Source organism: Streptomyces sp. NPDC029296 (genome assembly GCF_055569255.1).
Window position 1 is genome coordinate 54,737 of sequence record NZ_JBVHXT010000040.1, and the last position, 15,021, is coordinate 69,757.

Here is a 15,021-nt window from a genome sequence, read left to right on the forward strand (position 1 = left end):
GTCAGGGCCGGTCGAGCCGCAGCCGCTCCGCCCGCGGCAGCCCCGCCACGACCAGGTCGTAGGAGTCCTCGACCAGTTCGCGGACCAGCCGGTCCGGGAGCGCGCCGTCGGCCGTCACCGTGTTCCAGTGCCGCTTGTTCATGTGCCAGCCGGGGACGATCAGCCCCTGGTGCCCGGCGCGCAGCCGGATCGCGTCCTCGGGGTCGCACTTGAGGTTGACCGTCAGGGGCCGCGCGTCCAGGGCCGTCAGGGCGAACATCTTGCCCAGCACCTTGAACACCGAGATCTCCGGGCCGAACGGGAAGTCCTCCACCGCCGCGTTGAAGGAGAGGCAGAAGGCGCGCAGCTCCCGGGGCGTCACTCGGCCTTCTCCTCCTCGGCGACCGGCACCGGGACCGGCTCCACCAGCACCGTGACGATCTTGTTCCGGCGCCCCGCCGCGGCCTCCGCGGTCAGCCGCAGCACGCGCTCGTCGGGCAGGGCGACCTCGGCGGACGCACCGGCGATGGGCACCCGGCCGAGTGCCTTGGCGAGCAGTCCCCCGACGGTCTCCACGTCCTCGTCGTCGTACTCCTCCAGGCCGTACAGCTCGCCGAGGTCGGTGATGTCCAGGCGGGCGGTGACCCGGAACCGGTCGTCGCCGAGGTCCTCCACGGGCGGCAGCTCCCGGTCGTACTCGTCGGTGATCTCGCCGACGATCTCCTCCAGGATGTCCTCGATGGTGACGATGCCGGCGGTGCCGCCGTACTCGTCGATGACGACGGCGACGTGGTTGCGTTCCTTCTGCATCTCGCGCAGCAGGTCACCGGCGTTCTTGGTGTCGGGCACGAACACGGCCGGGCGCATCGCCGTGGACACCAGGTCGCCCTCCGCCTCCCGGCTGATGTGCGTCTTGCGGACCAGGTCCTTCAGATACACGATCCCGACGATGTCGTCCTCGCTCTCGCCGGTGACCGGTATCCGCGAGAAGCCCGACCTCAGGGCCAGGGTGAGGGCCTGGCGGATGGTCTTGAAGCGCTCGATGGTGACCAGGTCGGTGCGCGGGACCATGACCTCGCGCACCAGGGTGTCGCCCAGTTCGAACACCGAGTGCACCATCCGGCGCTCCTCGTCCTCGATCAGCGACTCCTTCTCGGCGAGGTCGACCAGCGCGCGCAGCTCCGCCTCGGAGGCGAAGGGGCCGTGCCGGAAGCCCTTGCCGGGCGTGAGGGCGTTGCCGATGAGGATCAGCAGGGAGGGCACCGGGCCCATGATCCGGGCCAGCGGCAGCAGGACGTAGGCCGCCGCGGTCGCGGTGTGCAGCGGGTGCTGGCGGCCGATGGTGCGCGGCGAGACGCCGACGGCGACGTACGACACCAGGACCATCACGCCGATGGCGACCAGCAGGGCCTCCCAGGTGGCGGAGAACTCCTGGAGGCAGGCGTAGGTGACCAGGGCCGCGGCGGCCATCTCGCAGGCCACGCGGACCAGCAGGGCCACGTTCAGGTAGCGGGTGGGGTCGGCGGCGATCTGGGCCAGCCGGGCGCTGCCCCGCCGGCCGGACTTCACGGCCTCCTCGGCGCGGAAGCTGGAGACGCGGGCGAGGCCCGCCTCCGCGCAGGCGGCGAGCCAGGCCACGACGGTCAGCGCGATCGCGCCGAGCACGAGCTGAGCGGACATGCGGCCCGCTTACGAGACGGTCGGTGCCGGGGACGGGCCGGTCAGGCCGCGTTCGGCCCGCCAGCCGTCCACGATGGCGGCCTGGAGCCCGAACATCTCCGCCTTCTCGTCGGGCTCCTCGTGGTCGTAGCCGAGCAGGTGCAGCACGCCGTGGACGGTGAGCAGCTGGAGCTCTTCGTCCATGGAGTGCCCCGTGGGCGCCTCGGCGCCCTGCCGGGCGGCGACCTCCGGGCACAGCACGATGTCCCCGAGCAGCCCCTGCGGCGGCTCGTCGTCGTCCTTGGACGGCGGCCGCAGCTCGTCCATCGGGAACGACATGACATCGGTGGGGCCCGGCAGGTCCATCCACTGGATGTGCAGCTGCTCCATGGCGTCGGCGTCCACGACGATCACCGAGAGCTCGGAGAGCGGGTGGATGCGCATCCGCGCGAGCGCGTAGCGGGCGATGTCCAGGATCGCCTGCTCGTCTACCTCGGTGCCGGACTCGTTGTTGACGTCGATCGACATGGTCGTGCTGGTCTACTTCCCCTGGGAGCCCTTGGCGCCGGTCCTGCCGCGGCCACCCGTGGGGGAGCCGCCGTTCTCGGTGCCGTGCTTGCTGTCGTACTGCTCGTACGCGTCGACGATACGGCCCACCAGCTTGTGCCGTACGACATCGTGGGACGACAGCCGGGAGAAGTGGACGTCCTCGACGCCTTCCAGGATCTCCTGCACCTGGCGCAGACCGGACTTCTGCCCGCCGGGCAGGTCGACCTGCGTCACGTCACCCGTGATCACGATCTTCGAGTCGAAGCCGAGGCGGGTGAGGAACATCTTCATCTGCTCGGGGCTCGTGTTCTGGGCCTCGTCCAGGATGATGAAGGCGTCGTTGAGCGTGCGGCCTCGCATGTAGGCGAGCGGCGCGACCTCGATCGTCCCGGCGGCCATCAGCCGGGGGATGGAGTCCGGGTCGATCATGTCGTGCAGCGCGTCGTACAGCGGGCGCAGATAGGGGTCGATCTTCTCGTAGAGCGTGCCGGGCAGGAAGCCGAGACGCTCGCCCGCCTCCACCGCGGGCCGGGTCAGGATGATCCGGTTGACCTGCTTGGACTGCAGGGCCTGCACGGCCTTGGCCATGGCCAGGTAGGTCTTGCCGGTGCCGGCGGGGCCGATGCCGAAGACGATCGTGTGCTTGTCGATCGCGTCGACGTACCGCTTCTGGTTGAGGGTCTTGGGGCGGATGGTGCGGCCACGCGAGGACAGGATGTTCTGCGTGAGCACCTGCGCCGGGGTCTCGGGCCCGTCGCTCGTGCCGTTGTCGCTCGCCTTGAGCATGGCGATCGAGCGTTCCACTGCGTCCTCCGTCATCGGCTGCCCGGTGCGGAGCACCAGCATCATCTCGTCGAACACACGGGAGATCAGGGCGACGTCGACGGGGTCGCCGACCGCGCTGATCTCATTGCCCCGGACGTGGATGTCGGCCGCCGGGAAGGCCCTCTCGATCACGCGCAGGAGGGAGTCGCCGGAACCCAGTACGGTCACCATGGGGTGCTGGGCGGGGACGGTGAGCTGTGCTCTCGCCTGCTCCTGCGCGGGGGTGTGAGCTGTGGGTGTCTCTGTCATGGGCCGGCGCTGAAGGCCTGCGCTTCCTCCTCGTCACGGCCGCACGGCTGAGGGCGGCCTCGCACTGTCCAGGGTACGACGGGGGACTGACATCGCCGTAGGGCTTTTCCCGCGGCCGTTTTTCCGGTCCGCCCCGCCGTGGCCGGCCGCCCTCGCCGCGGCCCCCGCCCGCCCCGGCGCCGGCCTCAGGCCGAGCGGCCGAACCCGATGGTCGGCACGGCCCGGCGCAGCGGCCAGGGCCGGTCCAGCCGCCGGGGGACGAGGTCCTCCAGGAAGGCGTACCGGGCGAGCGCCATCGGATCCTGTCCGGGCAGGGACTGGACCTTGCGCCACCACGCCCCGATCTCCGACCAGCCGGGCGCGGACAGCGAGCCGCCGAACTCCTGCACCGACAGCGCGGCCGTGAGCCCGGCGAAGGCCAGCCGGTCGGCCAGCGGCCAGCCGGCCAGGGAGCCGGTCACGAACCCGGCGACGAACACGTCCCCGGCCCCGGTCGGGTCCAGCGCCTCCACGGCGATCGCGGGGACCTCGGCGGCCTCCCCGGTGCGCCGGTCCACCGCGTAGGCGCCCTCCTCGCCGAGGGTCACCACGGCCACCGGCACGTACGCGGTGAGCGCGTGCGCGGCGGCCCGGGGGCAGTCGGCGCCGGTGTAGCGCCGGGCCTCCTCGGCGTTGGGCAGGAACGCCTCGCAGTGCTCGAGGTCGGGCAGGCCGGACAGGTCCCACGCGCCCGTCTCGTCCCAGCCGACGTCGGCGAAGATCCGGGTGCCCGCGCGGGCGGCCTCGGCGATCCACGGGGCGCCGCGGCCGGGGGTGAGGGAGGCGACGGCGGCCCGGGCGCGGGGCGGCCGGGCGGGAGGTCCGTCCTGGCCGAAAACGGCCTCGGGCGGCGGCTCGTGCCCGTGCGAGACCATGGTCCGCTCGCCCTCGTAGGCCATGGAGACGGTCACCGGGGAGTGCCAGCCGGGGACGGTCCGGGAGGCCGAGAGGTCGATGCCCTCGCCCTGTTCCAGGGCGTCCCAGCAGTACTCGCCGTAGTGGTCGTCGCCGAACGCGGCGGCGAGCGCGGTGCGCAGGCCGAGCCGGGCCAGGGCGGCGGCCATGTTGGCGACCCCGCCGGGGCTGGAGCCCATGCCCCGGGCCCAGGACTCGGTGCCGCGCACCGGCGCCGAGTCCAGGCCGGTGAAGATGATGTCGAGGAAGACCGTGCCGGTGAGGTAGACGTCCCAGGGCGGGTCGCCGGGGGCGCGCAGCGCGGCGAGCGGGTCGACGTGGACCCGGCGGCGCGCTGCCTGGGTGAGGTGTTCCGGTTCCTCTCCGGTGAGGGTGTGCGACGGCGTCACGGTGCGCTCCCTGGCGTGGTGCGGTTCTGGCCAGTGTGCACCAGCTCACGCGCCGGAACGCCGGGGGCCGGTCGCCGCCGGGCACTCGCCGGTCACCAGCGGGGCATCGCCGGGACGCGCCAGCCGGGGTCGGCGACGCGCATCGCCGCCGCGTCGTCACGGTCCCGCAGCGTGCCGTCGTCCTCGGCCCAGCGCCGGTGCAGCCGGGCCAGTTCGTCCCGGTCCAGCTCGACGCCGAGGCCGGGCGCGTCGGACACCGCGACCCGGCCGCCCTCGAAGGCGATCCGCTCGGTGAGGACGTCCTCGGACTGCCAGGGGTAGTGGGAGTCGCAGGCGTGGTGGAGATCCGGGACCGTGGCGGCCACCTGGGTCATCGCGGCGAGGCTGATGCCGAGGTGGGTGTTGGAGTGCATGGACACCCCGACCCCGAAGGCGGCGCAGATCGCGGCGAGCCGCTGGGTGTTGCGCAGCCCGCCCCAGTAGTGGTGGTCGGACAGGACGACCTGGACGGCGTCCTTGGTGAACGCCTCCTTGATCTCGCCGAAGGTGGTCACGCACATGTTGGTGGCCAGCGGCACGTCGGTGCCGGCGGCCACCTCGGCCATGGCGGGGATGCCGAGCGTCGGGTCCTCCAGGTACTCCAGGACGTCCCCCAGTTCCTTCGCGACCGTCAGCGACGTGGCGACCGACCAGGCGCCGTTGGGGTCGAGCCGCAGCGGGTGGCCGGGGAAGGCCTCGGCGAGGGCGCGGACGGCGGCGATCTCCCGCTCGGGCGGGAAGACCCCGCCCTTGAGCTTGAACGAGCCGAAGCCGTGCCGCTCGCGCAGCCGGCGGGCCTGTTCGACCACGCCGGCCGGGTCGAGCGCGGCGCCCCACTCGTCGGGCTCGGCGGCGACGCCCGCCGGGTGCCCGTCCCACTTGTAGAAGAGGTAGGCGCTGTACTCGACGGCGTCGCGGACCCTGCCGCCGAGCAGCGCGTGCACGGGCAGGCCGAGGGCCTTGCCCTGGGCGTCCAGGCAGGCGACCTCGAAGGCGGACAGCACCGACAGCCGCAGCTTGCCGGCGGTCTGCACGCCGCGCAGCCCGCCCGCGTCCGTCCCGCCCTCGACCCGGGAGGCGTCCACGGCGAGGTCGCTCCCGAACAGGGCGTTCACGTCCGTGACCGGGCGGCCGGTGATGCGTTCGGCGAGCGGCCGGGCCAGCTCCAGGTACTTGGTGTCGCCGTAGGTCTCGCCGAGCCCGGTGGTCCCGTCGGCGGTGACGACCTCCACGATCAGCCGGGGGGTGTACGGCTGGTGCACGCCCTGGGTGTTGAGCAGCGGCGGGTCGGCGACCAGGATCGGCGTCAGCCGCACCTCGGCGATGGTCAGGTCACGGGTCACGGTCGTACTCCTACGAGGTCGAGTCCGGCGGTCAGGAGGGCCTTGAGGTCGGCGAGGTCGGCGGGCGCCGGCCCGGCGAGCGGGGCGCGCACGGGTCCGACGGGCTGACCGCGCAGCCGGGCCGCCGCCTTGACCAGGGACACGGCGTATCCGGGCGCGCGGTCGCGGAGTTCGACGAACGGGACGTAGAAGCCGCGCAGCAGTGCGTCGACGGTGCCGTGGTCGCCGGCGCGCAGCGCGTCGAAGAAGGCGCCGGCGATCTCGGGGGCGAAGGCGTGCACGGCGGAGGAGTAGGCGGGGACGCCGACGGCGGCGTAGGCGCGGGCCTGGATCTCGGCGGTGGCGGCGCCGTTGAAGAAGAGGAAGCCGTCGGGGGCGGCCAGGGTGAGGCGCTGGAGCCGGTCCAGGTCGCTGTGGCCGTCCTTGAGGCCGATGAGGTGCGGGATCCGGGCGAGGCGCCGCAGCGTGCCGGCACTGTAGGCGACCTGGCCGCGCTGGTAGGCGACGAGCGGCAGCCGGGTGCGGGCGGCGAGGTGTTCCAGCTGGGCGGCGAGGCCGTCCTGCGGCGCCTCGGTGAGGTAGTGCGGCAGCACGAGCAGGGCGTCGGCGCCGGCCTCCTCGGCGATCCGGGCGAAGCGGGCGGCCTGCGCCCAGCCGTATCCGGTGCCGGCCACGACGGGCACCCGGCCGGCCGCCTCGCGCACGGCGAGGGTGACGACCGTGCGGTACTCGTCCTCGTCCAGCGAGAAGAACTCGCCGGTGCCGCAGGCCGGGAAGAGGGCGCCGGGGCCGGCGGCGAGCCGGGCGGCGACATGGGCGCGGAAGCCGTCGGCGTCGAGGGTGCCGTCGTCGTGGAAGGCCGTGAGCGGGAAGGAGAGCACGCCCCGCGCCATGCCCTCCCGCAGCCGTCGCGCCACGTCCTGCGGAGCCGGGTCGCCGCCCACCTTGACCATCTCCTCTTATGAATTACGTCTACATATGAGAACGCAGGCTAGAGGGTTCTTCCCCTCGGCACCACCCCCAAACGACACCGTGGCCGGGATCACAGATCCCGGCCACGGCACACTTCCCTCCCCCATGACGTCCAGGGGCTACGACACGTCGTCGTCCCCGAACTCGTACGCGTCGACCTCGGCGAGGTACCGGGCCCTGCGCTCCTCGTCGTCCTCCAGGAAGGAGGCGAGGAAGGAGTTGCGGGCCAGCTCGCGCAGCCGGTCCCGGGACAGGCCCAGGCTCTCGTGCACGGCCGCGAAGTTGTCGCCCGCGTACCCGCCGAAGTACGCCGGGTCGTCGGAGTTGACCGTGCACAGCAGCCCGGCGTCGAGCAGGGCGGGCAGGGGGTGGTCGGCGAGGGTGTCGACGGTCCGCAGGCGCACGTTGGACAGCGGGCACAGGGTGAGCGGGATCCGCTCCCGGACCAGCCGCTCCACCAGCGCCGGGTCCTCCACGCAGCGCAGACCGTGGTCGACGCGCTCCACGCCCAGCACGTCCAGCGCCTCACCGATGTACTCCGGCGGCCCCTCCTCGCCGGCGTGCGCGACCCGGCGCAGCCCGAGCGCGGCGGCGGCCTCGTACACCTCCCGGAACTTCGCCGGGGGATGCCCGACCTCGGCGGAGTCCAGGCCGACACCGGTGATCCGGTCCAGGTACGGCCGCGCGGCCTCCAGTGTGAGCAGCGCCGACTCGGCGGACTCGTCCCGCAGGAAGCACATGATCAGCCTGGTGGAGACGCCGTGGTTGGCCTCGCTCTCCCCCAGCGCCCGCCACAGCCCCTCCACGACCGTGCCGACCGACACCCCCCGGGACACGTGGGCCTGCGGGTCGAAGAAGATCTCCGCGTGCCGGACGCCCTGCGCGGCGGCCCGGGCGAGGTAGGCGTTCGCCAGGTCGGCGAAGTCGCCCTCGGTGCGCAGGACGGCCATCAGTTCGTAGTACAGGTTGAGGAAGGACTGGAGGTCCTGGAAGCGGTACGCCTCGCGGAGGGCGTCGGTGTCCGCGTACGGCAGGGTCACGCCGTTGCGGGCGGCCAGCTCGAACGCCAGCTCAGGCTCCAGGGTGCCTTCGATATGGAGGTGCAGTTCTGCTTTCGGGAGAGGCATCAAAGCATCGTACGGGTGTTTTACCGGCGTTTCGGAACCGGCACCCGCAGCAGGTCGTGGGCCACGGTCAGCTCTCCCGTGAACCCGGCCGCGCGTGCCTGCCGCTCGAACTCCCCGGGCTCGGTGTAGCGCTGGCTGAAGTGGGTCAGCACGAGGTGCCGGACGCCGGCGTCCCGCGCCACCGCGGCGGCCTGCCCGGCCGTCAGGTGTCCGTGCTCGACGGCCAGGTCCACGTCCTCGTCCAGGAAGGTGGACTCGATGACGAGCAGGTCGCAGCCCTCCGCGAGGGCGTGCACGCCGTCGCAGAGCCGGGTGTCCATGACGAACGCGAACCGCTGCCCGCGCCGGACCTCGCTGACGTCCTCCAGCCGCACGTCCCCGAGCCGCCCCGCGCGCTGGAGCAGGCCCACGTCCGGGCCCCGGACGCCGTGCGCGGCGAGACGGTCGGGCAGCATGCGGCGGCCGTCGGGCTCGGTGAGGCGGTAGCCGTAGGACTCCACGGGGTGGGAGAGCCGGCGGGCCTCCAGGGTGTACGACCGGGTGACCGCGAGGACGCCGTCGCCGTCGACCGGCGCCTCGGTCAGGCCGACGGTCTCGCGGTAGGCGGTCGCGTAGCGCAGGCGGTCGAAGAAGAGCTGCCCGGAGCGCGGGTAGTGCGCGGTGACCTCGTGCGGCACCTGGTCCAGGTTGATCCGCTGGACGACCCCGGCGAGGCCGAGGGAGTGGTCGCCGTGGAAGTGCGTGACGCAGATCCGGTTCAGGTCGTGGGCGGCGACCCCGGCGCGCAGCATCTGCCGCTGTGTGCCCTCGCCGGGGTCGAAGAGGATGCCCTCGCCGTCCCACCTCAGCAGATAGCCGTTGTGGTTGCGGTGCCGGGTCGGGACCTGGCTCGCGGTGCCGAGGACCACCAGTTCGCGTACGGACACGGGTGCCTATCCGGGGGGCCACTGGAGGCCGCGGCCACCGAGGACGTGGGCGTGGGCGTGCCAGACGGTCTGGCACGCGCCGGCGCCGGTGTTGAAGACGAGGCGGTAGCTGTCGAGCCCCTCCTCGTCGGCGACGGCCTTGGTCTCGGCGAGCACGTCGGCGGCGACCCGCGGGGCGCCCGCGGCGAGTTCGGCCGCGTTCTCGTAGTGCGCCTTGGGGATGACCAGGACGTGGGTGGGGGCCTGGGGGTTTATGTCCCGGAAGGCCACGGTCGTCTCCGTCTCGCGGACGACCGTCGCCGGGATCTCGCCCGCGACGATTTTGCAGAACAGGCAGTCGTTCTGCGGCTCTCCGGCCATGCGCTGCGCTCGCTTTCGGCGGTGATCGATACGGTTCGCATCGTAGTCGGTCGGGGGCGGGGCGCCTCGGGTCGCTCCCCGTCTCCCTTCAGGCGGGGAGCCCCGGCGGGGTCTTCGCGGGCCGCTCCTCCAGTGCCTCCAGCGCGAGCCGGATCGCCGCGTCGAGCTGGGCGTCGCGGCCCTGGGCCCAGTCCTGGGGGCGTTGGACGACCTCCACGTCCGGGTCCACGCCGTGGTTCTCCACGTCCCAGCCGACGCCCTCCAGCCACATCCCGTACTTCGGCTGGGTGACCAGGGTGCCGTCGACCAGGCGGAAGCGGCTGTCGATGCCGATGACGCCGCCCCAGGTCCGGGTGCCCACGACCGGGCCGATGCCCAGGGCCTTGATCGCGGCGTTGACGATGTCGCCGTCGGAGCCGGAGAACTCGTTGGCCACGGCGACGACCGGGCCGCGCGGCGCGTCCAGCGGGTAGCTGGTCGGGCGCATGCCGCGCGCCAGGTCCCAGCCGATGATCCGGCGGGCCAGCTTCTCGATCACGAGCTGGGAGGTGTGGCCGCCGCGGTTCTCCCGGACGTCGACCACGAGTCCTTCGCGGGCGACCTCCACGCGCAGGTCGCGGTGGATCTGGGCCCAGCCGGGGGCCTGCATGTCGGGGACGTGGAGGTAGCCGAGGCGGCCGGCGGAGGCCGCGTGGACGTGGGCGCGGCGGTCGGCGACCCAGGCGTGGTAGCGCAGGGGCTCCTCGTCGGCGACGGGGACGACGACGGTGTGCCGGGGTTCGCCGCCGCCGGCCGGGGAGACCGTCAGCTCCACCGGCTGGCCGGCCGTGCCGACCAGCAGCGGGCCCGGGCCCGTCACCGGGTCGACCGGGTGGCCGGCCACCGCGATGACGGCGTCGCCGGGGCGGACGGCGACGCCGGGCGCGGCGAGCGGGGAGCGGGCGTCCGGGTCGGAGGTCTCCGCCGGCAGGATCCGGTCGATGCGCCAGCTGCCGTCCTCGTGGCGGGAGATGTCGGCGCCGAGCAGGCCGTGCCGGGCCCGGCCGGAGCCGCCGCGCGGGATGACGTAGGCGTGCGAGGTGCCGAGTTCGCCGTGCACCTCCCACAACAGGTCGACCAGGTCGTTGTGGGTGGCGAGGCGGGACAGCAGCGGGCGGTAGCGGTCGAGGATCGCGGGCCAGTCGACGCCGCCGAGGTCGGGGCGCCAGAAGTGGTCGCGCATCAGGCGGCCCGTCTCGTCGTACATCTGCCGCCACTCGGCGGCCGGGTCGACGGTCCCCCGGATCCGGGCGAGGTCGACGGTGACGCTGGTGTCGCCGTCGTCGTCGCCGCCGGTGCGGCGGTCGCTGGGCACGACCCGCAGCCGGCCGTCGCTCCACAGCAGCAGGCGTTTGCCGTCGCCGCTGACCTCGAAGTGGTCGGCGTCGGCGGCGAGGTGCTCCAGGCGGCGCTGGGCGAGGTCGTAGCGCTCCAGCTCGGTGTGCGGGTCGGGGTCCTCGGGGTGGGCGCGGGAGGCGCCGAGGACGCCCTGCACGGGGTGGCGCAGCCACAGGACGCCGTCCTTGGCGGCGCGCAGCGTCGAGTAGCGGCCGGCCTCCACCGGGAAGGGCACTATGCGGTCGGCGAGCCCGTCGAGGTCGATCCGGGTGGCCGGGGTGCCCTCGCTGTCGGGGGTCTCGTCCTTGTCGGGGGCCTCGAAGGGGCGGCCGTGGCGTTGCGGCCCGAACGGCGAGGGGGTGGTGGCGGCCAGGGTGATCAGGTGCGGGCGGGCGCCGACCACGAAGGCGAGGTCGAAGACGTGTTCGTCGTAGACCGGGTCGAAGGCGCGGTTGGAGAGGAACGCGAGGTGCTTGCCGTCGAGGGTGAAGGCGGGCGCGTAGTCCTGGAAGCGCAGCGGGGTCGCCTCGGTGACCGACAGGTCGGTGGTGTGGGCGAGGCGCAGCTGGGACAGCGGGCGCGGGCCGGGGTGGGACCAGGCCAGCCAGGCGGAGTCCGGGGAGAAGGCGAGGCCGGAGACCTCGCCGTCGTCGCAGCGGTCGACCTCGCGGACCTCGCCGGTCTCCCGCTCGACCAGCAGCAGTCTGCCGTCGTGCGCGGCGACGGCGGCCCGGCCGCCGTCGGGGGCCATGGCCAGTTCGAGGACCCGGCCGAGCTGTCCGGCGGCGAGCCGGCGCGGCGGGGCGCCGGGCACGGTGCCGGTCGCGGGGGCGAACTCCAGGGCGTCCTCGCCCTCGGCGTCCGTCACCCACACCACCCACTCCTCGCCCTCGGCGCGGAAGGCGCGCGGCGTCCGGGCGCGGACGCCGGGGGTGGCGGCCAGGGCGCGGGCGGGACCGGAGCGGTGGGTGACCCAGTGGACACCGCCGCGCACGCAGACGGCGCTGCCGCGCGCGGTGTGGCCGGGGGACGCCTCGCCGAACCAGCGGGAGGCGTTGACCGGGTACGGCCGCAGGTCGACGCGGGGCCCGCCGAGCCGTACCTCCAGCCGGCGCGGCTCGGCGCCCTCCAGGTCGTCCAGCAGCCAGAGTTCACCGGCCGAGCTGTAGACGACCCGGGTGCCGTCGCCGGCCGCGTGCCGGGCGTAGAAACCTCCCCCGCGCTCGGCTTCGCCCGCGCGGGAGGTGCCCCCGAGGGGGGTGTGGCGGCGCAGGTCGGAGCCGTCGGCGAGGGAGGAGTAGAGCGCGCCGGTGCCCTCGTGGTCGGAGAGGAACGCGATGCGGTCCCCCGCCCACACCGGGCACTCGATGTTCCCGTCGAGGTCCTCGTGCAGCCGGACGAACTCCCCGGCTCCCTCCTCGCCTTGGCCGGCCCGGTCGATCCACAGCTTGCCCGCCGTGCCGCCCCGGTAGCGCTTCCAGTGGGCGGCCTCGCGGCCCATCGGCGCGGACAGCAGCACGGTGGCCGGGCCGAGGGCGAGGCCGCCGACCGGGCCGTACGGCAGGGTCTCGGCCGGTCCGCCGTCCAGCGGGACGGCGTGCGCCCAGGTGTGCCGGAGGCTGTGCCGGCCGTGCGCGCCGAGGGCGAGCACCCGCCCGTCCGGGGTCCAGCCGCGCACCTCCGTACGGGGGTTGCCCCAGTACGTCAGCCGCTTCGCGGGGCCGCCGTCGACCGGGGCGACGTGCACCTCGGGGGCGCCGTCCCGGGTGGAGGTCCAGGCGAGATGCCGTCCGTCCGGCGACAGCCGGGGCTGGGTCACCGGCCTGTTGTCGGCGCTGACCCGCCAGGCCCGGCCGCCGTCCAGCGGGGCGAGCCAGACGTCGTCCTCGGCGACGAAGGTCACCAAGTCGCCGCGCAGATGAGGGAATCGGAGATAGCCGGAGGTTCCCGTGGTTCCCGTCGAAGCACCCTGAGTCACTCCGTCACTGTACGCAGCGACCGGCGTCCCCCGCCCCCGGTTTCCAGTCACTCGGGGTCAGCCGCGCAGCAGCAGCCACTCCTGGAGCTCCACCAGGTTGCCCTCCGGGTCCTTCAGGTGGGCCACGCGCATGCGGTCCGTCAGGGGGGCCGGGCCGTGCAGCAGGGCCGCGCCCCGGGCGGTGATCTCGGCGCAGTAGGCGTCGAGGTCGTCGACGCGCAGCACGACCAGGGACCGGTGGCCGGTGGCGGTGCCGCCCAGCTCGGCCAGGACCTCGGCCATCATCGACCGGTCCTGGATCGCGATCCCGGCGGAGCCGGTGTGCGGGCTGAACTTCTCGTACGGCCCCCCGGTCGCGCCCGACTGCGGCTTGAGGCCGAGGACGTCGGCGTAGAAGCGGTAGCAGGCGGCGAAGTCACCGACCAGCAGCCGGACCTGGGCGAGTTCCACGATGCCTCCGGAAGGGCGGGCTCAGGACCAGCGGCCGGTGCGCCCCAGCAGGAGGGCCGCGGCGGCGGTGCCGGCGGTGGAGGTGCGCAGGACGGTCGGGCCGAGGACGTACGGCGTGGCGCCGGCCTCGGCGAAGAGGGCCAGCTCCTCCGGGGAGACGCCCCCCTCGGGGCCGACGACGAGCACGATCTCGCCCTCGGCGGGCAGTTCGGCGGTGGCCAGGCGCCGGGTGCCGCTCTCGTGGAGCACGGCGGCGAAGTCGGCGCGGGCCAGCAGCGCGGCCACCTGCCTGGTCGTCGCCGCGTCCGCGACCTCGGGGAAGCGGACCCGGCGGGACTGCTTGCCGGCCTCACGGGCGGTGGCCCGCCACTTGCCGAGGGCCTTCAGCCCGCGGTCGCCCTTCCACTGGGTGATGCAGCGGGACGCCTGCCAGGGCACGATCGCGTCGACGCCGACCTCCGTCATGGTCTCCACGGCGACCTCGCCGCGGTCGCCCTTGGGCAGGGCCTGGACGACGGTGATCCGCGGGCTGGGCGGCGCCTCCTCGGACACCGGGGCCAGCCGGACGATCAGCCGGTCCTTGCCCTCGGTGCCGGTCACCTCGCCCGCCGCGTGGCGCCCGGCGCCGTCGGTGAGGACGACCTCCTCGCCGGGGCGCAGCCGCTTCACGGAGACCGCGTGGCGGCCCTCGGCGCCCTCCAGGACGTACCGGTCGCCGTCCGGCTCGAGGCGCTCCACGACGAAGACGGGGGCGGTCACGCGCCCTCACCCCCCTGCCGCGCGGACCGCGACACCGCGACGCGGGCCTCGGCGAGTTCGTCCGCCAGCACCTCCACCAGCCGTCCGGCCGGCAGTTCCCGGGCCATCCGGTGGCCCTGGCCCGCCCACAACGCCATGCCCTGCGCGTCCCCGGCCCTGGCGGCGGCCTTGCGCAGCGGCGAGGTGAGGTGGTGGACCTCGGGGTAGGCGGCGGGCGCGTACGGGCCGTGCTCGCGCAGGAAGCGGTTGACCAGGGAGCGGGCCGGGCGGCCGGTGAAGGCGCGGGTCAGCCGGGTGCGCGTGAACAGGGGGTCGGTCAGCGCCCGTTTGTGCGGGTCGGGCGCGCCGGACTCGGGGGTGGCGAGGAAGGCGGTGCCGAGCTGGGCCGCGTCGGCGCCGGCCGCGAGGGCGGCGGCGATCTGGCCGCCGCGCATGAGGCCGCCGGCGGCGACGACCGGGATGCCCACGGCCTCGCGGACCTGCGCGAGGAGCGACAGCAGTCCGATGCCGGCGCCGTCGTTCTCGGGCGAGTCGCGGTGGGTGCCCTGGTGGCCGCCGGCCTCCACGCCCTGCGCGATCACCGCGTCCGCCCCGGCCGCCTCGACCGCGCGGGCCTCCTCCGCGGTGGTGGCGGTGACCAGGGTGAGGGTCCCGGCCCGCCGCAGCCGCGCGACGACCTCGCGGTCCGGCACGCCGAAGTGGAAGGAGACCACCGGGACGGGGTCGTCGAGGAGGACGGCGAGCTTGGCGTCGTAGCCGTCGTCCCGGCCGCCGTCCGGATCGCCCAGCTCGGTCTCGTACCAGGCGGCCTCGCCGGCCAGCTGGTGGGCGTAGACCTCGACCACGCCGGACTCCGCGTGCTCGGGCTGCGGCATGAACACGTTGACGCCGAAGGGGCGGCTCGTGAGCCCGCGCAGCTGCTTGATCTCCTGGTACATCCCGTCGGCGGTCTTGTAACCGGCGGCGAGGAACCCGAGGCCACCGGCCTCGGAGACGGCGGCGGCGAGCTGCGGGACGGAGACTCCGCCCGCCATGGGGGCCTGCACGATCGGGAGGGGGAAGAGATCGGTCAGCGCGGAGGACATG

General features: G+C 74.1%; 14 protein-coding genes. All 14 read right to left on the minus strand.

All coding sequences use genetic code 11. The features are described 5' to 3' along the window. Position 1: 1 nt before the first annotated feature. Positions 2-361 carry an MmcQ/YjbR family DNA-binding protein gene (locus ACZ4W9_RS30515; RefSeq protein ID WP_467941194.1) on the minus strand — a complete coding sequence of 120 codons (360 nt, stop codon included), beginning with the start codon at positions 359-361 and terminating at the stop codon, positions 2-4. Beyond that, on the minus strand, positions 358-1,659 hold the full coding sequence (locus ACZ4W9_RS30520; RefSeq protein ID WP_467941196.1) for a hemolysin family protein: 1,302 nt from the start codon (positions 1,657-1,659) through the stop codon (positions 358-360). Before ACZ4W9_RS30520 ends, ACZ4W9_RS30515 begins: the two co-directional genes overlap by 4 nt. A 9-nt stretch (positions 1,660-1,668) precedes the next feature. Then, a complete protein-coding gene (ybeY, locus tag ACZ4W9_RS30525; protein WP_318203617.1) occupies positions 1,669-2,166 on the minus strand; it encodes an rRNA maturation RNase YbeY in 498 nt (165 codons plus the stop codon). 12 nt (positions 2,167-2,178) lie between these two features. After that, positions 2,179-3,261, minus strand: coding sequence for a PhoH family protein (locus tag ACZ4W9_RS30530; RefSeq protein WP_467941198.1), 1,083 nt, complete (start codon positions 3,259-3,261; stop codon positions 2,179-2,181). 185 nt (positions 3,262-3,446) lie between these two features. Then, positions 3,447-4,604 carry a carbohydrate kinase family protein gene (locus tag ACZ4W9_RS30535; RefSeq protein WP_467941199.1) on the minus strand — a complete coding sequence of 386 codons (1,158 nt, stop codon included), beginning with the start codon at positions 4,602-4,604 and terminating at the stop codon, positions 3,447-3,449. A gap of 92 nt (positions 4,605-4,696) precedes the next feature. Then, positions 4,697-5,986, minus strand: coding sequence for a glucarate dehydratase family protein (locus ACZ4W9_RS30540; protein ID WP_467941200.1), 1,290 nt, complete (start codon positions 5,984-5,986; stop codon positions 4,697-4,699). Continuing rightward, a complete protein-coding gene (locus ACZ4W9_RS30545; RefSeq protein ID WP_467941202.1) occupies positions 5,983-6,939 on the minus strand; it encodes a 5-dehydro-4-deoxyglucarate dehydratase in 957 nt (318 codons plus the stop codon). The genes ACZ4W9_RS30540 and ACZ4W9_RS30545 overlap by 4 nt, the downstream gene beginning before the upstream one ends. Before the next feature lie 138 nt (positions 6,940-7,077). Next, positions 7,078-8,085 (minus strand): adenosine deaminase, encoded by a 1,008-nt coding sequence (locus ACZ4W9_RS30550; RefSeq protein WP_467941203.1) that lies wholly within the window; start codon positions 8,083-8,085, stop codon positions 7,078-7,080. A gap of 20 nt (positions 8,086-8,105) precedes the next feature. Further along, a complete protein-coding gene (locus ACZ4W9_RS30555; protein ID WP_467941205.1) occupies positions 8,106-9,011 on the minus strand; it encodes a ribonuclease Z in 906 nt (301 codons plus the stop codon). A gap of 6 nt (positions 9,012-9,017) precedes the next feature. Next, positions 9,018-9,371: a histidine triad nucleotide-binding protein gene (locus ACZ4W9_RS30560; protein ID WP_467941206.1), complete on the minus strand. Its 354-nt coding sequence runs from the start codon at positions 9,369-9,371 to the stop codon at positions 9,018-9,020. Positions 9,372-9,459: 88 nt separating this feature from the next. Further along, positions 9,460-12,726, minus strand: a complete 3,267-nt coding sequence (locus tag ACZ4W9_RS30565) for a S41 family peptidase (protein ID WP_467941208.1) — start codon at positions 12,724-12,726, stop codon at positions 9,460-9,462. 57 nt (positions 12,727-12,783) lie between these two features. Further along, positions 12,784-13,176, minus strand: a complete 393-nt coding sequence (locus tag ACZ4W9_RS30570; protein WP_467941209.1) for a VOC family protein — start codon at positions 13,174-13,176, stop codon at positions 12,784-12,786. A 21-nt stretch (positions 13,177-13,197) separates the two neighbouring features. Continuing rightward, on the minus strand, positions 13,198-13,935 hold the full coding sequence (locus tag ACZ4W9_RS30575; RefSeq protein WP_467941210.1) for a 16S rRNA (uracil(1498)-N(3))-methyltransferase: 738 nt from the start codon (positions 13,933-13,935) through the stop codon (positions 13,198-13,200). Continuing rightward, positions 13,932-15,020 carry a nitronate monooxygenase gene (locus ACZ4W9_RS30580; RefSeq protein WP_467941212.1) on the minus strand — a complete coding sequence of 363 codons (1,089 nt, stop codon included), beginning with the start codon at positions 15,018-15,020 and terminating at the stop codon, positions 13,932-13,934. The genes ACZ4W9_RS30575 and ACZ4W9_RS30580 overlap by 4 nt, the downstream gene beginning before the upstream one ends. Position 15,021: the final 1 nt, after the last annotated feature.

Coding starts and splice junctions, on each gene's coding strand:
- ACZ4W9_RS30520 (WP_467941196.1), bottom strand. CDS start 1,659: ATGTCCGCTCAGCTCGTGCTCGGCGCGATCGCGCTGACCGTCGTGGCC.
- ybeY (WP_318203617.1), bottom strand. CDS start 2,166: ATGTCGATCGACGTCAACAACGAGTCCGGCACCGAGGTAGACGAGCAG.
- ACZ4W9_RS30530 (WP_467941198.1), bottom strand. CDS start 3,261: ATGACAGAGACACCCACAGCTCACACCCCCGCGCAGGAGCAGGCGAGA.
- ACZ4W9_RS30545 (WP_467941202.1), bottom strand. CDS start 6,939: ATGGTCAAGGTGGGCGGCGACCCGGCTCCGCAGGACGTGGCGCGACGG.
- ACZ4W9_RS30550 (WP_467941203.1), bottom strand. CDS start 8,085: ATGCCTCTCCCGAAAGCAGAACTGCACCTCCATATCGAAGGCACCCTG.
- ACZ4W9_RS30560 (WP_467941206.1), bottom strand. CDS start 9,371: ATGGCCGGAGAGCCGCAGAACGACTGCCTGTTCTGCAAAATCGTCGCG.
- ACZ4W9_RS30580 (WP_467941212.1), bottom strand. CDS start 15,020: ATGTCCTCCGCGCTGACCGATCTCTTCCCCCTCCCGATCGTGCAGGCC.